Annotated in this window: 21 protein-coding genes; 10 read left to right on the top strand and 11 right to left on the bottom strand. The window is 38.0% G+C overall.

What is annotated here, in order from left to right; translation table 11 throughout:
* Positions 1 to 261: 261 nt before the first annotated feature.
* Positions 262 to 978: a CPBP family intramembrane glutamic endopeptidase gene (locus LI951_RS14040; protein ID WP_229442631.1), complete on the bottom strand. Its 717-nt coding sequence runs from the start codon at positions 976 to 978 to the stop codon at positions 262 to 264.
* Between the two features lie 100 nt (positions 979 to 1,078).
* Between LI951_RS14040 and LI951_RS14035 the strand changes: the two genes are divergently transcribed.
* Together LI951_RS14035 and LI951_RS14030 are read left to right on the top strand one after the other, a co-directional pair.
* Positions 1,079 to 1,960, top strand: a complete 882-nt coding sequence (locus LI951_RS14035) for a helix-turn-helix domain-containing protein (RefSeq protein ID WP_229442629.1) — start codon at positions 1,079 to 1,081, stop codon at positions 1,958 to 1,960.
* Between the two features lie 308 nt (positions 1,961 to 2,268).
* A complete protein-coding gene (locus LI951_RS14030) occupies positions 2,269 to 2,784 on the top strand; it encodes a DUF1456 family protein (protein ID WP_229442627.1) in 516 nt (171 codons plus the stop codon).
* A 1,446-nt stretch (positions 2,785 to 4,230) separates the two neighbouring features.
* Here LI951_RS14030 and LI951_RS14025 read toward each other — a convergent pair.
* The 7 genes from LI951_RS14025 to LI951_RS13995 form a co-directional block, all read right to left on the bottom strand.
* On the bottom strand, positions 4,231 to 5,070 hold the full coding sequence (locus tag LI951_RS14025; RefSeq protein ID WP_229442625.1) for a sugar phosphate isomerase/epimerase family protein: 840 nt from the start codon (positions 5,068 to 5,070) through the stop codon (positions 4,231 to 4,233).
* Positions 5,071 to 5,117: 47 nt separating this feature from the next.
* Positions 5,118 to 6,506 (bottom strand): glucuronate isomerase, encoded by a 1,389-nt coding sequence (gene uxaC / locus LI951_RS14020; protein ID WP_229442624.1) that lies wholly within the window; start codon positions 6,504 to 6,506, stop codon positions 5,118 to 5,120.
* Between the two features lie 43 nt (positions 6,507 to 6,549).
* On the bottom strand, positions 6,550 to 8,055 hold the full coding sequence (locus LI951_RS14015) for a UxaA family hydrolase (RefSeq protein WP_229442623.1): 1,506 nt from the start codon (positions 8,053 to 8,055) through the stop codon (positions 6,550 to 6,552).
* A gap of 229 nt (positions 8,056 to 8,284) precedes the next feature.
* Complete coding sequence (locus LI951_RS14010; RefSeq protein ID WP_229442622.1) at positions 8,285 to 9,697, bottom strand: tagaturonate reductase; 1,413 nt, start codon at positions 9,695 to 9,697, stop codon at positions 8,285 to 8,287.
* Between the two features lie 460 nt (positions 9,698 to 10,157).
* The gene (locus LI951_RS14005) at positions 10,158 to 11,171 is read right to left on the bottom strand and encodes a LacI family DNA-binding transcriptional regulator (protein WP_202068120.1); all 1,014 of its coding nucleotides are present in this window, start codon (positions 11,169 to 11,171) and stop codon (positions 10,158 to 10,160) included.
* A 162-nt stretch (positions 11,172 to 11,333) separates the two neighbouring features.
* Positions 11,334 to 12,704: an MATE family efflux transporter gene (locus tag LI951_RS14000; RefSeq protein ID WP_229442620.1), complete on the bottom strand. Its 1,371-nt coding sequence runs from the start codon at positions 12,702 to 12,704 to the stop codon at positions 11,334 to 11,336.
* 737 nt (positions 12,705 to 13,441) lie between these two features.
* Positions 13,442 to 14,773 carry a glycoside hydrolase family 28 protein gene (locus LI951_RS13995; protein ID WP_229442618.1) on the bottom strand — a complete coding sequence of 444 codons (1,332 nt, stop codon included), beginning with the start codon at positions 14,771 to 14,773 and terminating at the stop codon, positions 13,442 to 13,444.
* A gap of 485 nt (positions 14,774 to 15,258) precedes the next feature.
* On the opposite strand from LI951_RS13995, the gene LI951_RS13990 reads away from it, so the two are divergent.
* The 5 genes from LI951_RS13990 (at position 15,259) to LI951_RS13970 (ending at position 20,449) form a co-directional block, all read left to right on the top strand.
* Complete coding sequence (locus LI951_RS13990) at positions 15,259 to 16,602, top strand: ABC transporter substrate-binding protein (protein ID WP_202068118.1); 1,344 nt, start codon at positions 15,259 to 15,261, stop codon at positions 16,600 to 16,602.
* Positions 16,603 to 17,056: 454 nt separating this feature from the next.
* Positions 17,057 to 17,938 (top strand): carbohydrate ABC transporter permease, encoded by an 882-nt coding sequence (locus LI951_RS13985; RefSeq protein WP_202068116.1) that lies wholly within the window; start codon positions 17,057 to 17,059, stop codon positions 17,936 to 17,938.
* 15 nt (positions 17,939 to 17,953) lie between these two features.
* The gene (locus LI951_RS13980; RefSeq protein ID WP_202068115.1) at positions 17,954 to 18,811 is read left to right on the top strand and encodes a carbohydrate ABC transporter permease; all 858 of its coding nucleotides are present in this window, start codon (positions 17,954 to 17,956) and stop codon (positions 18,809 to 18,811) included.
* Between the two features lie 23 nt (positions 18,812 to 18,834).
* The gene (locus LI951_RS13975) at positions 18,835 to 19,269 is read left to right on the top strand and encodes an RDD family protein (protein ID WP_229442616.1); all 435 of its coding nucleotides are present in this window, start codon (positions 18,835 to 18,837) and stop codon (positions 19,267 to 19,269) included.
* A 19-nt stretch (positions 19,270 to 19,288) separates the two neighbouring features.
* Complete coding sequence (locus LI951_RS13970; protein WP_202068113.1) at positions 19,289 to 20,449, top strand: glycoside hydrolase family 88/105 protein; 1,161 nt, start codon at positions 19,289 to 19,291, stop codon at positions 20,447 to 20,449.
* Between the two features lie 178 nt (positions 20,450 to 20,627).
* On the opposite strand, the gene LI951_RS13965 is transcribed toward LI951_RS13970, so the two are convergent.
* The 3 genes from LI951_RS13965 to LI951_RS13955 all read right to left on the bottom strand — a co-directional run bounded on the left by LI951_RS13965 (position 20,628) and on the right by LI951_RS13955 (position 21,851).
* The gene (locus LI951_RS13965; protein WP_229442614.1) at positions 20,628 to 20,939 is read right to left on the bottom strand and encodes a hypothetical protein; all 312 of its coding nucleotides are present in this window, start codon (positions 20,937 to 20,939) and stop codon (positions 20,628 to 20,630) included.
* Between the two features lie 121 nt (positions 20,940 to 21,060).
* Positions 21,061 to 21,552, bottom strand: a complete 492-nt coding sequence (locus tag LI951_RS13960; RefSeq protein WP_229442612.1) for a hypothetical protein — start codon at positions 21,550 to 21,552, stop codon at positions 21,061 to 21,063.
* The gene (locus tag LI951_RS13955) at positions 21,552 to 21,851 is read right to left on the bottom strand and encodes a hypothetical protein (RefSeq protein ID WP_229442610.1); all 300 of its coding nucleotides are present in this window, start codon (positions 21,849 to 21,851) and stop codon (positions 21,552 to 21,554) included. The genes LI951_RS13960 and LI951_RS13955 overlap by 1 nt, the downstream gene beginning before the upstream one ends.
* A 316-nt stretch (positions 21,852 to 22,167) precedes the next feature.
* On the opposite strand from LI951_RS13955, the gene LI951_RS13950 reads away from it, so the two are divergent.
* From LI951_RS13950 to LI951_RS13940, 3 genes are all read left to right on the top strand, one after another.
* Entirely contained in the window at positions 22,168 to 23,172 is a 1,005-nt protein-coding gene (locus LI951_RS13950) for an amidase domain-containing protein (protein ID WP_229442608.1), read from the top strand.
* A 46-nt stretch (positions 23,173 to 23,218) separates the two neighbouring features.
* Positions 23,219 to 23,530 carry a hypothetical protein gene (locus tag LI951_RS13945; protein WP_229442606.1) on the top strand — a complete coding sequence of 104 codons (312 nt, stop codon included), beginning with the start codon at positions 23,219 to 23,221 and terminating at the stop codon, positions 23,528 to 23,530.
* A 623-nt stretch (positions 23,531 to 24,153) separates the two neighbouring features.
* Complete coding sequence (locus LI951_RS13940) at positions 24,154 to 25,032, top strand: AraC family transcriptional regulator (RefSeq protein ID WP_202068107.1); 879 nt, start codon at positions 24,154 to 24,156, stop codon at positions 25,030 to 25,032.
* Positions 25,033 to 25,440: the final 408 nt, after the last annotated feature.

Raw genomic sequence — 25,440 nt, 5'->3', positions numbered from 1 at the left:
GAATATATTGTTCTATATCTAATGGTAAAGTTGTTTGATTAATGGTATAATTTTTAAACATAAGGCACACTCCTTTTTGGTTGAGTTTAGTCACTTTAATCTTATAAGGTCGTGTGCTTTTTGATTAGCTGAATATACATTTGGCTGCAGTTAGAGATGAATACACCATTTGAAATGAAATCATTGAAGGGTTTATTAGGTTGAAATTCATCAAAAAATTTACAGGTTCTATTTTATTAAGATATTTTTTGAAATACGGATTTACTTCTTTAAGAAAAAAACTATTTTTGTATAGTAGATTAAAAATATGATATAACAAATCGTTAAAATTGAAACAGCAACTAAATTAAGTTGGAAAGAACCCTCTAACGTTACAGAAGCAAAAATGTTAAATAGTGTATGAAAGGTGATTACGAGATAAATAGATTTTAAAGAATAATACAAAATTGCAAATACCGCACCCGATAATAAAGCATTAATGATTTGTAAAAATACTAATAATGGAGCTGTTTCTGGATTTAAGCCGCTAGCGACATGAAGCAAACCAAATACAATACTTGAAAATAGAAGATAAACTTTAGGCTGTTTATCTTTTAAGAAGTAGAAAAATATACCTCTAAATAGAGATTCTTCAACGAAGCCAACTAAAATCATTTGAATGATAATTAACAATAGTGTCGAAAAGGGCAGTGAAAAATTTATTCCTAAAATGATAGGTTGAATTAGAATGATTAAAGCAATAAAACTTAAAATAGATTTGCTGATATAGGTTTTTTCAAAGCCAAATTGTTCCAATGTAGAATCCTTTTTCTTCATATAGAAGAAAAGTAGAATGGCTAAAGATAAAAATGCTGCTATTTGAAATATAATAATACCATTATCATCTATTTTCAAAACCATACTAGCAGCAGAAAACAGACTAATGATTATTGTCAAACCTAGTGAGAAGCTAAGCAATTTAAGATATATTTTATTCATGTTTATTCCTCCAAAATTTGTTTTTTCAAATATATCATGGTAATTGGAAGAATAAACCACTATAATTCCTGTATACAGGAATTAATGGAATGGAGAAAAAATGTACGGAGAAATAATAAAGAAAATTCGAAAAAACAAAGGGTATACTCAAAAAGAAGTGTACACAGGGGTTGTTTCTAAAACGTTTTATAGTGATTTTGAGGCTGGGAAGTATTCAGTTGAAATTACGAAATTTCAAGAATTGATTAATAATTTAGGGATTTCCTATGAGGAGTTTGAGTATTTTAGGAAACAAAACACGATAAATGAAGAGAAGCTTTTAGAGAATCAAATTGATGTGCTCTACAAGAATGGGAAGTTTGAAGAATTATATGAGCTTTATGAACGATACCATAAGCATCAGAATACGGAAATGAGGCACTTGGCAATGAATGCCTATCTTCTGGTATTGATTACAAACGCAAACTTTTATAAATTTTCTCGAGAGCCATTTAATGAAATTTTATCTGAATTAGAGAATGCGAAAATGTGGACATTAAGAGAAATTAAACTAAGTAAATTAATTTTACTATCAATTTCAGAAAATGATAGGGATGAGGCAGAACAACTTTATAAACGTATTCTATCTGAATTGAAAAAATATAAAGAATTTAATAGTAAATTGTATTGTGAAGAAGTAGGTGATTTACATTTTAATAGAATTCAAAGTTTATTGATGATTAATGACATAGAGAGAGCCAGAGAAACTTTGTCTGTTTATAATGAGCTCATTAACCCGTCAGATAATTTACATTTGCTTGTTCAATTGGAGTTTATTAATAATTTGGTCGGTCTTTATTTAGATTTCTTTAGCTCTCAATCGAAGATGAAAGCATTATTAGATACGCTGAATTTGATTCCCTCATCAGAATCGAAGTTCTATACTATTATTTTTCAGATACATCAGGAAAAAGCTAGAAATTATTATGAGAGATATAAGTAAACGCAAGTCAAAATTTTTTTGATACTTAAGAAAGTGAAACAATTTTTATCATTGTTTTAAACTTTATTGGCTGAATATAGAGTAATTTGTAGCAGTAAATTTTCCAAATATCATTCACTTACGATACGGGGAACCCTATCATAACTCAGTATGGTTTTTAAGATGATTAAGACCCTGATATAGCAACGATAAATTCAATGTTTTCAAGAGAAGCTGTGAAAGTGGGTACACTAAAGCTGTAATAAGAAAAACTACCAGCTATTTTTATGATATAGTAAGAGCATCTGGAAAAATGATGGAGGAAATGAATGAACAATAATGACATATTGCTGCGTCTGAGATATGCCTTGGATATTAAGGATACAGATATAGTGAAAGCTTTTGAACTAGGCGGGATGACTGTCTCTAAAGAAGAAGTGAGGGCAATGCTGACCAAAGAAAATAATCCACAGCAAGAAGAAAATGATATTTTTGAAAAAAATATCTATGTTAAAACTATCAATAATCAAGTACTGGATACATTTTTGAACGGATTGATTCTTTTAAAACGAGGAGAACCGAAGGATGGATCAGCAGATAGAACGCCATTAAAAAGTAGTGAAGTCCGGTATATGAATAATATTTTATTGAAAAAGGTGAAGATTGCTTTAGCTTTGACCAGTGAAGACATGCTGGATATTTTGGCTGAAGCCGGTGTCTATCCTTCAAAAGGAGAACTGGGAGCTATTCTGAGAAAGGAAGGACATCGTAATTTTAAACCGTGTGGAGATAAATATGCGCGTAATTTTTTGAAGGGCTTAGGCATATGTTATCGCAGAAATTAATAGAAACAGGACATAGTTGAAATATGAGGCAGCAGATTTGAAAATGGTTCATTCGCTTCAGGAGAATCTAAACAAAATCGTTGTACGATACGAATCAAATGCTGAGAAACATTGATAGAACGGATTGTTACAGCGCGTGATTCATTCAATACAAATGAAAAAGAGACAGTTGGAACAGAGCTTGATAGGAAGAAACGCTTTTGGTAGATAGATTCTGATGGAACAAATGAAAATCATAGAATTGCAAATGTTTTACTTGGTAGGTTAGTATTGAAGGATGCTCAAACAGTCGACAGTGAATACTGGAGGAGAAGTTATATAAAGGTCAAGGAACAAATGCATTCCGGTTAAGTCTACTTTGAAATTGAGAAGCTTCAAAAGGAGCAGGCAATTTATTGGGATATGTTTTTTCACCCTAACCACATGTTCCCAAGCAAGATAAAAGAGAAAAATGAAACTTTAGAGCAGCTGCTAGGAAGTTTTGGTGAGAATTCTGTGATCAGTGCCGGAAGTGTTGTCACGAAGGATATTCCCAAAATGTAGTGGCCTATGGATCGCCATGCATAGTGAAGAAAAAACTAGAAGGATAATGATATAGTCAGCTATCCATTGAAATTAGAAAGATCAATCATCATTAGTGGGTGATTGATCTTTCTTCTGTATTGAAAACCATTCGCATAGCGGATTGGCTAAAAAATCAGGGACTGTGACATTAATATGTCTGAATCCCCTAAAGCCGAATAAACAGTATTCCAATCTTGTATGGTCCGAGCATTCGTAAGAAGCGTAGGAGCAAGCTCTTGCATGACTCCTCAGATATGCGCCGAGCATTCGAAGAAGCGTAGGAGCAAGTTCTTTCATGCCCCTCAGATATGCGCCGAGCATTCGAAGAAGCGTAGAAAGCAAAGCCCCCTCCATGCTTCGAGGATCGGAACGAAGTCCTTCAATTCTTAGCGGCTCTGCCGTTTAGAAAATGATGAGATCGAAACGAAGTGTAGTGTAGTGAGAACCGTAGACGCAGAAAAACGGATACAGCGTAATGTTTTGTCTCGAGAATCGTTCGACTCGTAGAGACAGCAGTTCTTCTACGTAATGTTTTGTCTCGAGAATCGTTCGACTCGTAGAGACAGCAGTTCTTCTACGCTCCGCATACAGTTCTACTACATCAAGTGAGCTAGTTTCATTCAAGGAATACTTATCGAAATTATGCATACCATTCTGCTAAAGTACGAATATAAGCAGAAGTGGCAAAGTAGAACTACCATCTCGGAAATAAGTCGAATAATACTGAAAATATGAGCAGCTCAAGGTAGGCAAACGGTCAATGCGTAATGTTTTGTTTTCTCATGCAAGCGCATATCGCAGTTTAGAGCTTACTCGGCGTATGGAGAAGCCTTGTCACAACCTTGTAAATAAGTGTTTATTAAGATTTGCCCGATCAGCTCTCTACACCTGTTCATACATTTCTTTTAGGTGTTCCAGAGTTCTTGGCAGATGCTTTTCAGGGGTTGCTTCCAGACTGGCAAACATCAGGGGTTTGTCGTATTTTAGGAATTTCAGGATTTGTTCATAGTTCATCCAGCCGGTGCCGACGGGGACGATTTTGATTTGTCCGTTTTCAACTACAAAATCTTTTAAGTGCATGGAGCAGATATCATCTTGTAGCTGGTTCAATGCCTGATTGATTACCTCTTCCTGTTTATGATAGTTTTCTACAGATATTAGATTCGCACAATCCATAATGATTCGCAGATTCGGCGACTGGATTTCCTGAATCAGCCGTTTGGCCAAATCAGCGGTATGGAGAGGGTGATTAATTCCAGCTTCAATGCCGACAGTCACACCCAAGCTTTCGGCATAGGCAACCATTTCGGCAACAGATTGTCTGGCAGTCCGGTAGGCATCTTCTGTATAATTCTTGGTCGTATAGCCGGTTCCTACGCTGCCTGTTTCAGTTCCGACAACGGCTGCCTGAAAGCTTGAAGCCACTGCAATGTGCTGTTTGAAGTCGTTAATTGCCTGCGTTCGAACGGTAATATCTGGACTGGCTAAGTTTACATAACAGCCTAAGACAGAAACCTTGATGCCCAGCCGGGAGAAATAGTCTCCGAAGTAATGTCCTGTACCGCTGGAGATGCTGTCCAAACTGGGAAGTGCATCGGGAAATGATTTCTTTACTGCCAACTGAATATGAGAAAAGCTGTTTGCAAGCAGCTTTTCTCCCAGTTCTTCACGTGAAGCGGCAGTGATGTCGTGTGCACGAATGCCTAAATTTAATGGCAGCATAATAGATTTTTCCTCCTTTTTCTTCTTTATAAATGGCAGGAATCAGACTAAAAATTGAAATAGGTTTCTGCATTTGTATAACTGATTGCTTCAACTAAGTTTCCTAACAAGACTCCATCCTCCGGTGCTTCTCCTCGTTCGACGATTTCTCCGATGAATTCGCAGAGAACGCGTCGGAAATATTCGTGGCGGGTGTAGGACAGGAAACTGCGGGAATCCGTCAGCATACCGACAAAGTTATGAAGGGCACTTCCGTTGGCGAATTGGCTTAGCTGCTGACGCATGCCGTCTCTGGTATCGTTATACCACCAGCCTGAGCCCAGCTGTATTTTTCCTTTAACCTCTTTTTGGAAACAGCCGATTAATGCGGTTAAGGCTGGATAGTCATTTGGATTTAAGGAATAAACAATGGTTTTCGGTAACTGGTCTGTCGCTTCTGCCCGATTCAACAGCTTTTGAAGCGGGATTGTAATGGATAAGTCGTTGATACCGTCATAGCCTGTATCAGGTCCTAATTGATCAAACATTGTCTGATTACAGTTGCGGTACGCATGGATATGAAGCTGCATTGTCCAGTTATGCTGGTGGTAAAAATGAATTAAGCGTATCAGTGTTTCTGTGCGATGGGCATCAATTTCTTCTTCTGACAGCGGCTGTCCCTGACAGGCTTTTTGGAAAATCCGTTCCAGTGTTTCTGTATCTGCTTCCTTATATCGTAGAGTATCCAGTGCGTGATCAGATAAGCGTCCACCCAGTGAATGAAAAAATTCAACTCTGCTGCCAAGTGCGGCAATCAGTTCTTCATAGGTAGAAATATCCAGTCCGCTGCTTTCAGCCAATTGTTTTACCCAAACTGAAAAGCCTTTTTGATCGATGTTCAGTGCTTTATCCGGGCGAAAAGAGGGCAGGACTTTAAAGGCAGGTTCATCTTTTGCCAATAATTGGTGGAAGCCCAAATCATCTACAGGATCGTCTGTTGTACAAACCACTTTTACATTCGAATTTTTAATGATTTCTCGTCGTTTAAAAGCTGCACTGGTGATTTTTTTATTCGCCTGTTTCCAGATCGCTTCTGCATTTTCTTCGTTTACCAATAAATCAATTCCGAAGAAGCGCTTCAATTCAAGGTGCGTCCAAGTATACAGAGGATTGCCGATTGTTTTAGGAACAGTTTGACACCAGGCCAGGAATTTTTCATAATCTGAGGCATCACCTGTAATCTGAGACTCTGGAACACCGCAGGCGCGCATCAAGCGCCATTTGTAGTGATCACCTTTTAGCCAGGCCTCTGTAATGGATGTAAAGGCTTTGTTTTCATAAATTTCCTGAGGCTCTAAATGACAGTGATAATCAATGATCGGCATTTGGGCAGCATGATTGTGAAACAGCTTCTTTGCCCAGCTTGTAGAGAGTAAAAAATCATCGTTTAAAAACATTTATTTTCCTTCTTTCTAAGGGAATCGTTCTTTTTTCTGTTATCTAAAGAGTGACACCTGTTTTGAAAATAGCCACTTCTCTTACATCGTTTTCTTCATTTCTTGTTGATTCACCGCTGGCTACAGCAATGATCTTCTGAATGAATTCTTCTAAGACAGCTTCCATCGGCTGTTCCAGTAATGTGCCGGCATTAAAATCCATCCAGTGACCTTTACGTTTAAAGATGTTGCTGTTGGTTGCCACTTTCACAGTAGGGACATACGCACCAAATGGCGTTCCCCGTCCTGTAGTAAACAATACAAGATGACAGTCGGAGGAAGCCAGAGCAGAAGCGGCAACTAAATCGTTTCCTGGTGCCTGCAGCAGACTTAAGCCCTGTGTTTTGAGTTTTTCTCCATATTTTAAGACATCAACAACGGGGGCTGTTCCTGCTTTTTGTGTACAGCCAAGTGATTTATCCTCCAGCGTAGTGATGCCACCGTCTTTATTTCCGGGAGAAGGATTTTCATAAACAGGTTCTCCGAATGCCAGAAAATACTGTTTGAAGTCATTGATCAGCTGAACAATTGCGTCAAAGACTTCTTCGTTTTCAGCACGAGCCATCAGCATGTGTTCTGCTCCAAACATTTCAGGGACTTCAGTTAGAATCGTACTACCGCCCTGTGCAATTAAAAAGTCAGAGAAAGCTCCTAATAATGGGTTTGCAGTGATCCCTGAAAAGCCATCTGAACCGCCGCATTTCAAGCCGACATTCAACTCAGACAGTGGCACATCTTCTCGCTGATCATTTTTCGCAGCCTCAAAAAGCTCTTCCAGTAAAGCGACACCAGATTCTACTTCATCGTAAACATCCTGAGCGATCAAAAACTTCACTCGATCAGAATCATAGTCACCCAGTTTTTCTTCGAACGCGTCAACCGTATTGTTTTCACAGCCAAGACCAAAAACGAGGACTCCTCCTGCATTTGGATGTTTGACAGCATCAATCAGAACCTCACGTGTATTGGCATGATCAGTTCCCAGCTGTGAACAGCCATAGGGGTGCTTCAAAATTGTGATGTTGTCAAAGGGTCCCAAATCTGGATGATTCACTGTAAACCGCTTTAACATCAGTTCAGCCATCCCGTTTACACAGCCTACTGTTGGGACGATAAATAAATCATTACGAATACCGACTTTTCCGTTGCTCCGGCGATAGCCTTTGAACGTCAGCTCCTTTTTTGGATAGTGTACTTGGTGGAGTTCAGGTGTATACGTATAGTCTAGTTCCCCGGATAAATTTGTTTTTACGTTGTGCGTATGCAGCCAGGCGCCTGTTTCTGCAGCAGAAAGCATATGACCGATCGGATAGCCGTATTTGATGACATCCTGATTTTCTTTCATTGGCTGCAGTGCAATTTTGTGTCCCTGCGGGATATTCTGTTCAGCGGTTAACTGGATGCCGTCAATGTTGATAGACTCTCCAGCAATAATGGGACGCAAAGCTACGGCTACGGTGTCTCTTGGATTCAGCTTTAATAAAGCTGCTTTTGTTTGAGTGTTGATCATGAGCTCATTCTCCTTTTCTTAGTTGAGATCAATCCTTTGCTAATTAATTATTGGATTGTTTTTATTTTTAAGGTCCGATATCCCCATTTCTAAGCGATTGAAATAGCAAGAACTGCGGTTCTCCTTTTCTTAATTGAGATCAATCCCTTGCTAATCAATTATTGGATTGTGTTTATTTTTAAGGTCCGATATCCTCATTTCTAAGCGATTGAAATAGCTGAAACTAGAATTAACCTTTGTTTAACTGTTGTATCAGTGCTCGAGTCCCTTGTCTTTCTATAAAGGCACAATCTTGTTCTACTTGCGAGATGAGTTCTGGAACGCTGGTCAGATCTTGTCCCCATAGAGATTTGTTGCTCAAAATGGTTGAGACTGCGGTCTCTGGGGTGTTCCAGGCGGTTTGGATCGCAGCAATTACTTCTGTGTCGTCTTGAGGAGTGATTTTATCTCCTCGATAACTTAGGAGTAAGGAAGCCAGAGCAGCGGTCATATATGGCGGCAGCATCTGCTTTTTTTTCGCATATTGCAGAAATACCGGCAGTAAACGGGCCTGAAATTTTGAGATACTATTTAAAGAAATTGCCGACAATTGGTGATTGGCAAAAGGATTCAGGAATCGTTCCTTGATTTGTTCCGAGTAGGCAATCAGTTCTTCTTCCGGAAGGGAAAGTACAGGAATCAACTCATCTGTAAACAGGTTGTCAATGAAGGTTCGAAAATCGCTGTCTTTCATGACTGATTCAACAGTATCCAGTTCAGCCAGCATAGCTAACGGAACCATTGCTGTATGCGGACCATTCAATAAATGAACTTTGCGTTCTCGATAAGGAGTCATATCATTTGTAACAACAACATTTAGACCGGCTTTTTCCAAGGGGAGTGTCTCTTTTAGTTTTTCAGGTCCTTCAATCACCCAGAGCAGGAAAGGTTCTGCTTTTACCATTAAATTATCGATGTAGCCGTGTTTTTCATTTAGCTCTTGGGCTGTGTCACGAGGATAACCGGGAACGATTCGGTCAACAAGACTGCAGCAAAAGGTATTTTCTGTTTCCAGCCACTGAATAAAGTCATCCCCCAACTGCCACTCTTCGGCATAGGTCAAAACAATTTCTTTCAACCGCTCGCCATTTCGATCAATTAGTTCGCAGGGAATGATAGTGAAGCCTGACTTGTTCAGTTGAAATCTCCTATATAAAAGAGCTGTCAGTTTTGCCGGGAAGCTTTGCTGCGGACCATTATCCAAAGTGTCATTCGGATTATACTGGATTCCGGCTTCTGTTGTATTGGATATAATAAATTCGGCTGCATCATTTTCGGCTAAAGCAAGATATTTTATCCAGTCTTCATATGGATTAATAACTGATTCGACAGAGGAAATAATCTCTGCTTCATTGATAATTTCTCCATTCATCAACCCCTCAAGAATAACGGTATAAAGGGAATCCTGTTCTTTCAACATAGCGCCCAATCCCTGAGCGATTGGCTGGACAATCGTTGCCCGCCCATTGAACAGGTTCTGTTTATTCATTTGCTGAAGCTGCCAGTCAACAAAGGCTCTCATAAAGTTGCCTTCACCAAATTGAATGACTTTTACAGGGAGTGGGAGCTCTTTTTTCAGTACTGCTGCTGATAATTGTTCCATTAGAATGACATCCTTTCTTTGTGTGCACACGTGAACATTTTTGTTTATAATAAGAGGAGAGGTTGTGACAAAGCTTCTCCATGCGACGAGTAATCGCAGGAGTAGAAGTATTCCCCTCAAGAACCAAGTAGTATCATCATCTACTCTGACAAGTCAATCGTAGTGATTTATGTCAATAAGAAGGATAATCTGAAAATTGTCATGGAATACTATTCATGAAATGAATAGCTGTGGATTGATACCTACTTGGCGCTTTCCATATTTTTGAGATTATTCGACTTATTTCCGAGGGAGCTACTTCTAGAACACCGTTTATTTGGTTTTAAAAGTTCTGGATATACTAATGTCACAGACTCCTGCTCCAAAAACCAAGTATCAGTACGACTAAAATATTGGCCGTATCTTTTTGTTTATTCTGATTCAATAGCGGATATGTATCCGTACGTTCATTTTTCAGCTGTTAAAGATTTTTTTCTGTTTCCAGCTTGGCTACTGATTTTCTGATTTCCAGTCGAGTTGGGATCTTGACTTGTGAGCTTGTTGTCTGGTTGCCGGCAATCAAATTTAAAAGCAGCTCAGTTCCTTGCCTGCTGATTTCGTTAATTGGTTTATGCACAGTGGTTAATGGCGGATTTAGATAAGCAACGAATGGAATATCATCGAAGCCTATAAAAGAAATGTCCTGTGGAATATGAAGTCCGCTTTCCTCAGCTGCTCGAATGGCTCCGATTGCCATGTCATCATTTGCGCAGAACACCAGTGTCGGCAAATCTTTTAATAAGAGAATTTTCTTCATTTCCTGAAAGCCGCCTTCGATGCTGTAATCTCCTTCAAAAAAATAAGTCACATTGATCGGCAAATGGTGTTTGGTTAGACTGTTTATCAGTCCGGCTTTCCGTTCTCTTGCAGAGCGAAAGCCCTCTATCCCGCCGATACAGGCAATTTTCCTGTGACCCTGACTGATTGCATAATCGATGGCTGTTTCAACACCGGCAGCGTCATCAGCACTGATATTAATAATATGTTTATCCTCCAGCTGCCTATTGAGAACGACAAACGGGATTTGCTGTTGTTTGAGGAAGTCAATGAAGCCCTGATCACTGTCACTCTGACTCATGATAATAATCCCATCGTAACGCTGAAAATTAATCTGCTCCAGGTTTTGAATTTCATCAATTCCCTGAACTGAAAGACCATAGCTTTCGTCAAGTCTGGAATGGATTCCTTTGATTACATCGACAAGAAAACTGGAACTGGTTCCTTCTTCGATACTGGAGAAGAACAGACCGATCATATAATTTTTCTGGTTTACCAGACTTTTTGCATTGAAGTTTGGAACATAATTCATTTCAGCTGCCAATTCATGAATCTTTTTTCGTGTTGCTTCCTTGATGAGCGGGCTGTTATTCAATGCTCTGGAAACCGTCGTATGGGAAACGCCGGCAGTTTTTGCAATATCTTTGATTGTGACCATAGCGCACCTCGAATTATTTTTGTTAACGTTCACATTATAAAACGTGTCGTCGCTTTTGTCAATCTATAAAATGATATGAAATGCCTGTATAAAAGCATTGCACACGTTAAAATTAATTGTAGAATTTAGTAATTTATGTTATCTTAATCAAAAAAAATTTGTTTAGATCAGCTGGTGACGATACCATTGGCTTCCTTTAAATCTCAGCAGGAAAATACTTCCGCGAATGAACCACTCTATTGTCATAACTGTATAAATTCCTGTTAAGCCAAAACCAAAATGAATGCCAATCAGATAGCCCACGCCAATTCTGAAGATCCACATTGAGAGTAGTGAAACAACTGTAGTGAACTTAGCATCACCCGCAGCCCGCAAAGCTGCCGGAAGAACAAAACTAATGCTCCAAGAGATAAAGTGCATGACCAGAGCAATGATAAACAAGCGGAAAATCATTGGAAGGATGATTTCCGGAGGATTGAAAAGCTTCATTCCCAGAGGAAACAAGGGCAGCAGGGTCAAATCAACTATTAAGAACGCAATCATACTTAAGATAACAAAAGACTTTGTTAGCTTTTTTGCATCACCGATGTTTCCATTACCAATGCATTGTCCTACAATAGGGACTAGGGAAATGGCCAAGGCATTTGGAATAATCTCAGCCAACTGAATCCATGAAGAAGCGATGGCATTAGCGGCAATGGCATTAGTTCCCAAGCCGACAATCATGATTTGGACGATGATTTTTCCTCCATTAAAAAACATGGCTTCTGCAGCAAAGGGCAAACTGATTCTGACAATTTTTCTGATGAGTGAAAATCGAATCCGAGTGAAATCTTTTTTCTTTAGGAATAATCGTTCACGGTTGGCATAAAGAGTATAGAAAGCAAAAAGCATACCTATACAACGGGAAATATTTACTGAAACAGCTAAACCACGTATACCCATGTTTAATTGGTTAATAAAAATGAAGTTAAATAAAATATACATTGCATTCATCAGCAAAGAAAGCTTTAGTGATGCTTTTGTCTGCCCAATTCCTCGTAAATTTCCATTTACTCCTTCTACAACTGCCTGCATAGGATAGCTGAGAAGCAGTCCTACTAAATAAATTTTTGCATTTTTTAATACAGCAGCTTCTGCATTTCCAAACAGCAAATTAAGAATACCTTCATGAAAAATAAGTAAACTGCCTGTGACAATCAACGCCATTATTACAGCACTAAAAATGGTCCCGCTGCAGACTTTACTTAATTCCTTGTAGTATCGGCGACCGTAATATTGGGCAATCAACACAGTTCCTCCTAAACCAACGGAGGTGAAAATCTGAACGAGAAAGAAATGCAGACTTCCCACCATGTTTACAGCACTGACAGCTTGTGTTCCGGAAGAGCTGATCATAGCAGTGTTGATGAAATTGAACCCTACAAGAAAGAATTGATCAATAATGACCGGAATGACAAGTGAAACAACAAAAGAAAAAGGGATTGCTTTTCCGGAGAAAAGAATTTTGATTTTTTCAGATAATGAGTACAACAGGCATGATCCTCCTAAATTATTTTCATACGGTTATTTGCAAAATGCAATGCAAGTAAGTTAATTCTATGGCTAATTACCTTAAGCACTGAATAGAGTTTGTTATTAACAGGTGGTTGATCTGGCAAGGAGAGAAAAAGCTGGAAATTTCCTGTTTGCCTTTTGTACTTTTATTATAGGACATTCTCTAAAATGATTGCTTTATGTTTTTATCCAAGCGGAGCTTGCAGGCTGTTTATTTTTCTAAAATCAATGGTTTGCTTATTTTAAGTATTGTTCTGGCTAGCCTACCTTTCCACTGTGATTGCCTAAAAAGCAGTCTTCAAAGGTAGCAGTGACAAAAGGCAAGGTCTGCCCAAATAGGTATTTGTTCCTCCTTAATCGCTGGTCAAAAGACAGAAATAGGAATGAAGGCCTGCTTGTTGATCTTTCGGTGTTGAGGTTGCTGCAATATAATCTGACTCAGAGCTTTCATCGCTGTGAAGTCGGTAATGAAAAGCTGACTTCACAGCAAAAAATAAAATTGATCATTCCTTCGATAAAGCAATACTCATAAACTTATCGGCAATAGTCTCTTTTTTCTGTATTAATACCACAATCCCTCCTAAATCTAACGTAATTTTATTGTGTTTGTTCTGTGTCGTCCTGCATATAGGTTGTTAGCTGATTGATGATTCATTGACAGGTTTTACCAAACCGCGATAGAGCAGGAGCTGCTTCAGACCATTTAAAAATAGTCAATCAAGGATTGTATTGATTTCTTCTATCAACTGTTCATTTTTTTCAGAATTGTAAGAGCGGATTTTCTCCAGCTGTATATTGTTGCAATTGACAAGCTGGAAGGCTGATCCAATGTGATTTTCGATGGAAATACGGTCAAAAATCAGATCCTTTGAGAAGCCAATGTAAAAGCCTTGATTTTTCGTCTCAGAGATTCCTGCCATCATTGCAGGAACACCGCTTCTTGAGTTTTTTGCCATGGAGATATCGACGGAGCTGAATGTAATGTCGGAAACGTACTGTTCGGCCAATCCATAGATAAAACCTGCAGAAGCCTGAACATTTCTAGCCGTAATATTTGCAAAATGAATCCGGCGGAAACGTGGCGTTCGTTCATCAAGTGGATAGGGGGTTTTATCCCAAACATAAGACTCATTTCCTTTTGGTCCGCAAAAATAATACAAATTAAGAATAAATGGACAGAGAACGTTATCCATAACAATATTGTTTACACGAATATCTTCTATTGTTCCTCCTCTGCCGCGGCGGGATTTTAAACGAATTCCCCGATCCGTATCTTGAAATATACAATTAGTGATCGTCACGTTTCGGATATCTCCGCTCATCTCACTCCCAAGCACGACCCCGCCGTGTCCATGAACCATTGTACAGTTGGAAATGGTGATGTTTTCACAGGAAACACGTTCAGGAGTATCTTCTGTTCCTGCTTTTACAGCGATACAATCATCCCCTACATCAATATGGCAATTGCTGATTCGAACATTTGTACAAGATTCTGGATTGATTCCATCGGTATTGGGCGAATTAGCAGGATTTTTAATAGTTACATTATCTATGGTTACATTTTCGCATAATAAGGGGTGAACGGTCCAGCTTGGAGAGTCCACCAAGCGTATATCTTTAATTGTGACTCTTTGACATTGATGGAAGCTTATCAGTCTGGGTCTGGGATATTTAAGGATGTCAGAATCATCACGAAAAATTTCCCACCAGCTTTCTCCGCAGCCATCCAAAGTACCGAATCCCGTGACAGCAATATTAGTCTGATTTTCTGCGTAGATACAGGGCGCATAAACTTCGCGCTGGACACCTTCCCAGCGTGACTCAACCACTGGATAGTCATTTTGTGAGGTGGAAAACTGAAGTGCTGCCCCAATCTCAAGATGAAGTTCCACGTTGCTTTTAAGAAAGAGTGCACCTGTCAAATATGTTCCATGAGGAATGATGACCTTGCCGCCGCCGGATTCAAAGGCGGTATCAATTGCCTGTTGAATAAATAGTGTGTTCAATTTTCCTTCTTTTGCACCATAATTTGTGATGTAATACATTTGATATTCTCCTGTCTTAAATTGGTATTAAAAGGTCAACAAAAATTCTTGCCGACTAATTTGACAAATACTGTCATAACAACTGTTTTGTTAACGTGTGCATGCTTTTGAAAGAGAAAAAACTGATAGTAGCTAGTTTTTATTTTTGTTATTTTATTGAAATGTACGGAAATTAATTTCACAAAAGAGTGTTCATTAAAAATATAGTATTTTTGTTAAAATAAATTTATTTGCCTTCTGCAGTATCGTATTTTTCACTAAGTTGATAAATGATTGATATAACAATCATTGTAGCGGTTGCTAAAATAAAATCAAGGCTGTTTCAAAGATAATCCAGTATATTTTTTTAAAGTCAATATAGTATAAAAACGATTAGTTTTAGCCACTAACTTGTCTTGATACTCAAGAAATGTTGACGTGAACAATTATTGATATATAGTTATTGTAAACGCATACTTAAAAATAATTTTTTGGAGGAAATAAAAATGAAAATGAAATTATTTGGACGGACACTTGTTTCAGGTATAGCACTTACCATGCTGTTGTCCGGCTGCAGCGGAAGCAGTTCAGCTGGATCGAAAGTAGAGGGAGCAGGTGTATTGACAGATGAAGAAGTGACTATCAAGTTTGCCTGGTGGGGAGCAGATATCCGCCATGAAGCTATGAAAAAAGTTGTTGAGTTATATGAGGAGGAGCATCCGAACGTTACTGTAGAAGTAGAATACGGCGCTTGGGAAGGCTGGCAGGCTAAAACCTTAACTCAGCTATCTGGTAAAACAGAAGCGGATGTTATGCAGGTGAATTACAACTGGCTGTTCTCTTATGGAAAAGGAAAGAATGTTTTTTATGATTTAAATGAAGTGAAAGATTATTTGGATTTATCCAATTGGGATAAAAAATATCTTGAAGCCATGCAGGTGAATGGCGAACAGGCAGCTGTTCCTCATGGTATGACAGGACGTGTTCCAATGTACAACGAACAGCTATATAAAGATAACGGTTTGGAGCTGCCTCAAACATATGAAGATCTGATTAAAGCTGGAGAAGTTATCGGAAAAGACAATACAGCAACCGGGGAAGACAATAAATATGCTTTCGTCAACATGGGTAAAGTTTCTAAAGATCTATTTATCGCTCAAATGCTCTTTAATAAAACTGGAGAAGTAATGCAGACAGATGGAAAAGTTAATTACTCTGAAGCAGATGTAAAAGAAGTTCTAGAGCAATATCAGGCATTTGAAGATGCAAATGCTTTTCCAACATTTGCACAAGACGGCTCTATTGATACAAATGCCAATCCAGAATGGGTGGAAGGGCAAGCCGGCGGTGTATATGAATGGGCGAACTCATTGGCACAATGGGCAGAGTCCTACAAAGGCGGTGAAGCGAAAGATGAACTGCTCGTTGGAGACTATCTTTTGCCAGCTGCTGATCAAAACGTGAGTATCTACGTTAAACCGAACTTTGGTTATGCAGTTTCACGTAATTCAAAAAATCCGGAAGTTGCGGCAGACTTTATCAATTTCCTGCTGACAGATGAAGAAGCAGTGAAAGAAACTGGCGATACGTTGGGCATCTCCAGTAATAAGATTACGAATGAGCTTCAAGTGAAGAACAATTTGTTGGAAGGTGTTGTAAAGGACGGTTATGAAAAACTGGATCAATACGAACAAACAGTAATGGATCCATATTTTGAAGATGAAAATGTACGTAATGAACGCTACACAGTAATCGAAGCATTCCGTACAGGTAAGCTGACCGCTGGTGAAGCAGCGAAACAGTATATCAGCAAACAACAAGATGCATTAGATAAGCATTACCAGAAATAATTTGCTGGAAAGAAGAGGTTGTGACAGCCCTCATGAGTGTTTGTCACAGTCCCTTCTTTCTGCTTAAAAGAATATGGGGGCGTGTAGATACTTTAGTTTATTGAGAGGATTTATGAACGATTTTTTCAACTGATGCATTTCGGTAATTTTCAGCTGGTATTTGCTGCAAAACTTGAAGAGGTTTTACATAATCGTTTAAAAAAAGAAAACCTAAAGGCGAGCAGTCATTCTTTTAAAGTTCCCCGACAGCTGCATCTATCCTATGTGAATCCAAAGGTTTGAGGCTATCCGAATCCCGCTGGTTCATGTGCGTGGTTGACAGGTTTTCTGTTCCACTGAAACAGAAACTATTTCATTATACACATAAGCCTGCTTAATCAATCCGAGTTGTCTGCAGGAGATATAATTATAAAAAATACGATTACGTGATATTGATAAGGAGTTGACACAAAATATGAAAACAAAGAAAAATTATCTGATGTATGTGATGCTTCTTCCATGGCTGATTGGGTTTGTCATTTTTAAAGTTTATCCAATCTGTGCATCTTTCGTATACAGTTTGCAGGAATACCCTATCCTGGGAGATCCGGAGTTTGTCGGACTGCAAAATTATATTGAAATTTTTACTAAAGATGAAACCTTCATGGCGGCGTTGGGTGCTACTTTAAAGTATGTATTGATCGGGACACCTGCTGTGGTGATTGTTTCCTTCATTGTTGCTGCAATTTTGAATTTTAAGTTAAAAGGAGTAAATTTCTTCCGTACAGCATACTACATCCCCTCTATTCTTGGCGGGAACGTAGCGGTTTCCATTTTATGGACAATGCTGTTTGACGTAAACGGGCCGGTCAACACGGTCCTGAGTATTTTTAATTTGGGTGGAGACGTGGCAATCAACTGGACGAAAGATCCAACCTTTGCTATTTTCACTCTAGTTATTTTGAAGACCTGGCAGTTTGGTTCAACGATGCTGATTTTCCTGTCAGCACTTCAAGGCGTTCCACAATCCGTCTATGAAGCAGCTTCCATTGATGGGGCAAGTCGTATCCGCCAGTTATTCAGTATTACGATTCCGATTATTACTCCGGTGATTTTGTTCAATGCAGTCAATGTACTGGTCAAAGCTTTCCAGGAATTTAACTCAGCTTATTTGATCACTAAGGGCGGACCGAATAAATCAACCTATTTTTTAAACTTATATATTTATGACCAGGCTTTTCAAAATGGAAACTACGGCTATGCCAGTGCATTGACATGGATATTACTGGCAATTATTGGTGTCTTCACGATTGTCATTTTCCGCAGTTCCAATCACTGGGTTTACTACAACGATTAAGGAGGAAACAATAAGATGGAAATGAGCAAGTCAAGAAGACGCATTAATGAAGCTATCCGTTATGTATTGCTGATTATTGTCGGGATTATTCTGATTTATCCACTGCTGTGGATGATCGGCTCTGCCTTCAAGGAAAACCGAGACATCTTCGGTACGTTAACCCTTTTTCCTCCTGCAGGAAAAGCTGTTATGACAAACTTTCAGGAGGCATGGCAGATTACAAAGGAGAATAATATTTGGTTTTATTTTACCAATACATTGAAATTTTTGATTCCTAAAACAATTTTCACTGTTATCTCTTGTACACTGACTGCCTATGTTATTGCACGTAAGTCATTTAAAGGGAAAAAATTTGTTTTTGGCGCAGTTATTGTTACGTTGCTGATGCCGGAATTGGCATTTCGGATTCCATTATATCTATTGTATCGACAAGTAGGTTTGCTGGATAGTTTTGCTAGTTTGTATGTCAGTGATATTTTCGCCTCCTCTTCCTTCTTCATCTTTATGATTGTTCAGTTTATGCGGACGATTCCAAAAGAATTGGATGAAGCAGCTGTTATGGATGGCTGTAATGATTTTCAGATTTTATGGAGAGTGATTGTTCCGGTAATTAAACCAATTTTGATCACTGTTGCATTGCTTAGCTTTATGTGGGGAATGAATGATTTCCAGGGTCCATTGATTTATTTAAACAGTGCAGATAAGACAGTCCTGTCTGTTGTGCTGAAACAGCAGTTGGATGGAGAAGCGATGGTCAATTACGGTCGAGTCTTTGCGGCTTCTTGTTTGGGACTGCTGCCGATGATTGCACTGTTCTTTGCAGGTTCGCGATATTTTGTTGATGGCGTTGCAAGTACAGGTGGTAAAGAATAATAGGTCAGGAAAGGAATAGAAAGATGACATTCTTAATAAAACGAATAATGGCACAGGCCATTGATTTCTTTTTAGGTATTCTGCTGCTTTTTGTATGTTTCGGTCTGCTGCTGCCTCAAGTAAAGCTGATTATTTCAAATGATGTGGTTCGATCAATTTTAGGGATGCTTCTTTTCGTTCTTGCCTATTTTTTGATTCAATATCCATTTATGATAAATGGACAGACAGTTGGCAAAGGCTTTTATCGCCTGCAAATTATTTCCACAGATGAAGAACGGACGGATGTTCCTGCAGCTATCGTATTTCAACGGGAAATCCTGTGTAAGCTGATGAGCTGCTTCTTTATCTGCGTACCGATGCTGACTGGCAAATTAGGCGGGCATGAGGAAGCAACGCATACGACACTTATTGAACTGAAAAAAGTTCGGGTAAAGAGAGAAATAGAAGAAGTGCAATGAAAGAATAAGGAGCAATGTGATGGAAATGATTAAGCAGTATTTTGATGAACTTCTCGCTGATTCTTCTCCGGAGAAATCCGTTTGGAATCAGGAAGCGATTTTGGAAAAGAAAAAGCCTCACTGGAGTTACATCGATGGCTGTGTATTAATTGCTGTTCAACGAATGTACAATGTAACAGGAGAGAAACAATATATTGACTTTCTAAAGAAGTTCATTGATTATTTCATTAATGAAGAGGGTGAAATTCTAGGTTATTCGCTGGAGAGTATGAATTCAGATTCCATCAATGAAGGGAAAGTTCTCTTCGACTTATACGATCAGACGGGGGAAGAGAAGTATCGGAAAGCACTTGACCGATTATACGGTCAGTTGGAAAAACAGCCGCGTACTGAGAGCGGCAGCTTTTGGCATAAACTGATTTATCCCAACCAAATATGGTTGGATGGGTTGAACATGGTTCAGCCCTTCTATCTGGCCTATGGTCTGCGGTGGCTGGCTGGAAACAATCTGTCAGACGTATTAATTCAATTTAGAAATGTACAGAAATACATGAAAGACCAGCAAACCGGATTACTTTATCATGGCTATGATGAAAGTAAAAAGATGTTTTGGTCTGATCAGAAAACGGGCTGCAGCAAGAGCTTCTGGAGCCGTTCAATCGGTTGGTACGCAATGGGATTGATTGACACAATTGAACTCCTTCAGACCACCTGTTCGGAAGCTGCCGAAGAGCTGTCTGTTTACCTGGTTGAATTAATCAATTCTATAATGGTGTATCAGGATCAGGAAAGCAAGCTCTTTTATCAGGTGACGGATCAGGCAGATCGACTAGGAAATTATCTTGAGACCAGCGCCTCGTGTGCAATTGCGTATATTTTGATAAAGGGTGTAAGACTTGGAATTATTGATCAATCATATGTGGAAAAGGGTGGGGAAATTCTTAGAGAGGTTATGAATCAAAAGATGGTTCAAGAGAATGGACGGATCAAACTAAAGGACATTTGTCTGGTTGCCGGCTTAGGCGGAATGCCTGGAAAGGGAGAGTATCATGAACGGGACGGCACTTATGAATACTATATTTCTGAGCCTGTAGTAAGTGATGACGGCAAAGGAATTGGTCCCTTAATCTATGCTTATTCTGAATATATGGAGGCAACGGTTGATTCGCTGTTTGAATGACTGGATAAGTGATACATGCTGACTATCTAATTCCAGTATAACAGGAATGGATAGCCTCTTCCGGTATTGGAATATTTTTTTGAAAAAGTATAGGGAACCAAGTCAAATAATCCAGTTTTCCCTAAAGTTTGCTTGGAGAATATCTTAGTAAATGATCGAGCTGTTCCCCCTGTCTTCATTAGTTTGGCAGGAAAGAGGGAATAGCTCGATCATTTTCACCGTGTTTGGATAGGAGCAGGAGTGTTTTTTCTGCTGTACATTTCTCGTCATTAATGAGAACATATTTCCCCTCTGTTAGGGAATAATACACTTGGTCTCTTGATTCATCTGAATAAATGATTACTATTGAATTTGATATTTTATCAGTAATTGCTTGTATACATAATGTTGTGCAGCTCTCAAATGCTAATTTTATTTCCTTAATACTAGAAAATTTTACATTTTCAAAATAAGAAAACAATTTTCTTATTTTTTCTTTATTTATCTTCATAAGATTTCCTCTTACTGATCATTTTTGAAAAGCCGAACTATTTTCAGATTTAGGAATTTTGACTGTTCGCCTTTTGGAAAATTGACCCGGACGATCTGCAGCTGCTGCCGAAAAATTTTCTCTAAGAATCCGAACGATCCTTTTTGCAAATATTGTCTAAATCAAAATATTTAAATGTTTCTTCAAATGAATTATAGGTTCTGAATCTAAAATATCTCTCATTTAAGTCTTCTGTAGACAATTGCTTTTTATAAACAGCTGCACAATCAAATATTACTGATATAACAAAAGGAATTTGCATATCTGCTATATTATCTGCAATCGAGAACTGAGGCCTATTTAGATTAAGCAGGTGTGAATGGATTATACAAACCAGTGAAGCATACGTCTCATTTACTAATAGTTTATCCTCTAGTAAGAATTGTACATCTTCCAAGTTTCCTTTTTGTTCTGGTTCTGCCCAATGAAATTTATAATCCTGATCCTGATAAATCGCAATAAGCAGTTCCTTGTCTTCATGTTCAGCTACTTGCTTCAGTCTATTCGTAATTTCAAGAAATTTTTTACTAGGAATTTTTTCATAATGTAACAGTTGCTCCGCTGTAATTTCCATTACTTAACACCTTTCTGATCCTTTTTAAGGAATTGCATCCTAGCATCTGGTAAATCTCTATAGAAACTGACAGAACTGTCTTCGTTTACAAGTACACAGTCTTCTTCATTATATACATGATCATAAAAATACTTTCTCATGTAATCTTTATTTTCAATAGTTTCACTATTGATTCCTTTTCTGAAATACCTAACCAGGTTGTATACAAGCTTAAAGAATGAATGGACCATATCTCTTCTGCTTCTTCTAAGGACACATTGCTTGCCAATTTTTTCAATACTATCTTTTATAAATTTCACTTAGACATTTTTCCATTATGGTTTACACTTTTCTTATTGATGATTTTGAATCAAGCCAAAGTGATCCTTAGTTGGAATTGTATGAAACGGATCAACAAGAGATTGATCCGTTTCGTTTCCATAATGTTTTATTAGAAAGGCTACATGTTATGAGAAAAAGACTCATTAATTTTACTTCGTAGCAAAGAAAACGCTTTCTTCTTTCGGTATTAAATGTTACAATTAAAACGAATTAAACACCACAGAAAGTAGAATATATATAAATTAGTTACACTAATTATATTTCAAAGTAAAAAAAGAATAAGGAAAGTACTTTATGAAAATTAGTAAATTGAAAGTCGCGCTAGTTATGATTACCATCCCGTTTGTATTGTCTGTTAAAGCAAGTGCTGAAGAAAGCACTATAGCTGGAAATGAAGGTAGCAGTCTAGGACAAGTCATTATGCAAAATGAGCGAAAAAGATCAGTTTCTGATTTCGACTTAAGTTCTAAATTGATAGATTCCGAAACAAAATTACTAGTTGCCGCTAAAGAACAATTAGGGAAAACATTCGAAGACAAATTTAGTTCTGAATACTTCAATTTCCTAAATGAAGTTGCCAATACTGACAAAATTAAAATTGGATCATCCGAAAGTGAAAACATTGAATTTAATGAGTTTGCTTCCATTTATACAAACCGAATTGGTTCGATTACGCCTATTACCGAAATTAAAACATCTACATTAGATATGTTTAACGCGCGCACGTCACTTTTGAACAAAACTTACAATGAGATAAAAGAAGAAAATAGAGCTTCAATTTTAGCAGCTGAAAATGCCGGTAGTAGCCGAATACAATCTAGAACGGGATTTGGTGTTTATAGCGCAACAACATATGCTAAAAAGCATGCTAAAAGCTACAACACTAATTATCGTGCGTTCCCTTCAGACTGTACTAATTTTGTTTCACAAATTGCTAACGCTGGTGGAAAAAGCCAAAGTTACTATCAAAATGCTAGTGGAATGACTTGGTATTATGTAAACGCTTTGTCCTACTCACCAACATGGACTTTAGCACACCAGTTTTTTGTATATTGGACAGCCAGTGGAGCATCGACTTCTCAGTACACAACTAAAACCTCTGCTCAACAAGGAATGACTGAAGGTACTTTCGTAGCTTATTGGAAGAAAAACACCTATGAAATTACTCACGCTTCATATGTTAGCCAAAAATCTGGCACTAAAGCATATATCACACAGCACACAACTGATCGCTTAAATGAAGCATGGGACGGTCTTGACGTTTCTGCTTACAGTTCATTTATTCTATTAAAATTCTAAATTTGATATAATTACAGATAAATGATAGCGTTTATGGAGGAAAATCATGAAGAAAGCAAGCCTAAATACAAAACTTAAAATAATACTTTTCACAGTTATTGCTCTATTTTGTTTCACACATTTAACGCCTGAAATCGCTCTTAGATCCAATATTTTTTTCTCTGGTCATTTTAAAGAAGCTTTTTCAAGCAAAGTAGAGAAGTCAGAATCTACAGAAAAAGAAAAGTTTAGGTATTCAATTTTTTTCAAAGTTTCTCCTCCTCCTTTGGATGATAATACACATTCCTATTTAGAAACATATGAAGTAAAATCAGTATTTGGAGTTTTTTATTGGGCCAAATATTTTGGTGAAGCATAAATACTGACTACATCAGCTCTGGTCAACTTCTAATGATCGGAGTCTTTTTTTCTTTATTTCTACATAATCTCCAAATTGTTGCACGTACTCTCGGCTATAATGATCACAAGTAAAATAATACTTGCCATATACCTTTTTTGCCAACTCTCCGCAGTCACATTGCACATATACTATCATAGAATCATTACATGGTGTTTTCGGTATCTTCCATTGATCAAATATTTGTCTTCCCATTAAACACTCCTCTAGTCATTTCTTTTTACTGATTATTGATTCAACACAGGTATTTTCCTGTGAAGCCCGATCAGCAGTATTTGATTTTTATTTTAATGATCTGGTTGCGTTTTAATCATCTTTTTTTGTATTATTTAGTTACAGACATCGCTTTAAGCGCAGTTTCTGATTTACTGGATAATTGAACATTTCTTTTAGAGAGGAGAACCGCAGTATCTTAGTGATTTTATTCATTTAGAAATAGTGCTCCTACGGTTCTCTCTCCGTTGAGATCCTCGTCGCAAACGCATCAACTTAGAATAGCGTTGGCTATCGGACCTCTGGGATGCAAGCAATTGATTCTTTAAGAACAGAAATCAATTGGTATCAAAGTAAGAAAGGAGAACCGTATGAGACATATTATTTATAGTGGTATGATGGATGGCTTGGTAATAGAACGCTGCACGCGGCATGAAGAATATAAAATGGTAAAGCATTGGCATCCAGAAGTTGAATTTCAATATTTTCTTTCGGGAAAACGTCTGTTTTTTATTGAAAACAAGGATTATGTGTGTAAGCCCGGCAGCTTAGTGATCGTTGATTCCAATCAGGTTCATAATACTGCTTCTGATAAAGAATTGTTTCATGACCGGGTACTTCTCTCTTTTGAAAAGGAAAAGTTTCAAAAGATTTTAGCAGACACGGATTTTGATATGGATGAATTTTTCAGCTTATATAACGGATTGATTCAGATTCCTGAAACAGACCGTTCCTATTTAGAATGGCTATTGATGGATCTGGCTAATGAAGTGAAAAAGAAGCAGTCTATGTATCAACTGTCAGTACAAGTACGCTTAACGGAGTTGTTTGTCTATCTGACGAGATTAAAGACCAGCGGGCCGCGTGAAAAGAAAGTGGCGAATACAAATGAAGTAGATGAATTGGTTAATCGAGTTGCCCTATATATTCGGGACTCGTATAAAACAGCCGGTTCTTTACAAAATATAGCAAAATATTTCTATTTAGATAAGAGCTATTTATCCAGAATATTTAAACGTTCGACGGGCTATACCGTTTCTGAATTTACCAATATTCGAAGAATCCAACAGTCACAGAAGCTGTTGGAAGACACAGATTGGACGATTGCTAAAGTAGCAGAAGAAGTAGGCTATCAAAATATGACCTATTATAATCGGGTCTTCAAAAAATACATTGAAACTTCTCCGCTCCAATACCGTAAAAAGAAAATTGCTTACAGGAAGAGTCTGCGTGAAAAAAATAATAATTAATTGGACTTGGAGGATATACTTTCACTTTGATCTAATCCTTGCAGCACAGTAGATTAAACGTGACGAGTTGCCAATTAGACATGTTTGTGCCGAGACTCGAACAAAGTCCTTCAATTCTTAATAGCTTTGCCATTTAGAAATTGATGAGATCGAAACGAAGTCCTTCAATTCTTAATGGCTCTGCCGTTTAGAAATTGATGAGATCGAAACGAAGTGTAGTGTAGTGAGACTTGTAGATACAAGAATTTTCTTTAGTATAAAAACTTTTAGTGATGGTATGTGCAGCTCTAATAGAAATGAACTTGTCGACAGTTATTACTGCAGTAAGAGATAGGGGGATGCGAAGCCATTCTGATAAATGTGTAAGTAGTCAAACGTTAATAGGGACTGTACATAAAGACCTTTGAA

This window comes from Enterococcus sp. BWT-B8 (assembly GCF_020567625.1).
Lineage (GTDB): Bacteria > Bacillota > Bacilli > Lactobacillales > Enterococcaceae > Enterococcus_L.
This window is presented reverse-complemented; position numbering and strand designations above follow the sequence as displayed.

What these genes read in the sequence shown, in the direction of transcription:
- LI951_RS14040 (WP_229442631.1), bottom strand. Translation starts at nt 978, where the DNA reads ATGAATAAAATATATCTTAAATTGCTTAGCTTCTCACTAGGTTTGACA.
- LI951_RS14035 (WP_229442629.1), top strand. Translation starts at nt 1,079, where the DNA reads ATGTACGGAGAAATAATAAAGAAAATTCGAAAAAACAAAGGGTATACT.
- LI951_RS14030 (WP_229442627.1), top strand. Translation starts at nt 2,269, where the DNA reads ATGAACAATAATGACATATTGCTGCGTCTGAGATATGCCTTGGATATT.
- LI951_RS14025 (WP_229442625.1), bottom strand. Translation starts at nt 5,070, where the DNA reads ATGCTGCCATTAAATTTAGGCATTCGTGCACACGACATCACTGCCGCT.
- uxaC (WP_229442624.1), bottom strand. Translation starts at nt 6,506, where the DNA reads ATGTTTTTAAACGATGATTTTTTACTCTCTACAAGCTGGGCAAAGAAG.
- LI951_RS14015 (WP_229442623.1), bottom strand. Translation starts at nt 8,055, where the DNA reads ATGATCAACACTCAAACAAAAGCAGCTTTATTAAAGCTGAATCCAAGA.
- LI951_RS14010 (WP_229442622.1), bottom strand. Translation starts at nt 9,697, where the DNA reads ATGGAACAATTATCAGCAGCAGTACTGAAAAAAGAGCTCCCACTCCCT.
- LI951_RS14005 (WP_202068120.1), bottom strand. Translation starts at nt 11,171, where the DNA reads ATGGTCACAATCAAAGATATTGCAAAAACTGCCGGCGTTTCCCATACG.
- LI951_RS13995 (WP_229442618.1), bottom strand. Translation starts at nt 14,773, where the DNA reads ATGTATTACATCACAAATTATGGTGCAAAAGAAGGAAAATTGAACACA.
- LI951_RS13990 (WP_202068118.1), top strand. Translation starts at nt 15,259, where the DNA reads ATGAAAATGAAATTATTTGGACGGACACTTGTTTCAGGTATAGCACTT.
- LI951_RS13985 (WP_202068116.1), top strand. Translation starts at nt 17,057, where the DNA reads ATGAAAACAAAGAAAAATTATCTGATGTATGTGATGCTTCTTCCATGG.
- LI951_RS13980 (WP_202068115.1), top strand. Translation starts at nt 17,954, where the DNA reads ATGGAAATGAGCAAGTCAAGAAGACGCATTAATGAAGCTATCCGTTAT.
- LI951_RS13975 (WP_229442616.1), top strand. Translation starts at nt 18,835, where the DNA reads ATGACATTCTTAATAAAACGAATAATGGCACAGGCCATTGATTTCTTT.
- LI951_RS13970 (WP_202068113.1), top strand. Translation starts at nt 19,289, where the DNA reads ATGGAAATGATTAAGCAGTATTTTGATGAACTTCTCGCTGATTCTTCT.
- LI951_RS13965 (WP_229442614.1), bottom strand. Translation starts at nt 20,939, where the DNA reads ATGAAGATAAATAAAGAAAAAATAAGAAAATTGTTTTCTTATTTTGAA.
- LI951_RS13960 (WP_229442612.1), bottom strand. Translation starts at nt 21,552, where the DNA reads ATGGAAATTACAGCGGAGCAACTGTTACATTATGAAAAAATTCCTAGT.
- LI951_RS13950 (WP_229442608.1), top strand. Translation starts at nt 22,168, where the DNA reads ATGAAAATTAGTAAATTGAAAGTCGCGCTAGTTATGATTACCATCCCG.
- LI951_RS13945 (WP_229442606.1), top strand. Translation starts at nt 23,219, where the DNA reads ATGAAGAAAGCAAGCCTAAATACAAAACTTAAAATAATACTTTTCACA.
- LI951_RS13940 (WP_202068107.1), top strand. Translation starts at nt 24,154, where the DNA reads ATGAGACATATTATTTATAGTGGTATGATGGATGGCTTGGTAATAGAA.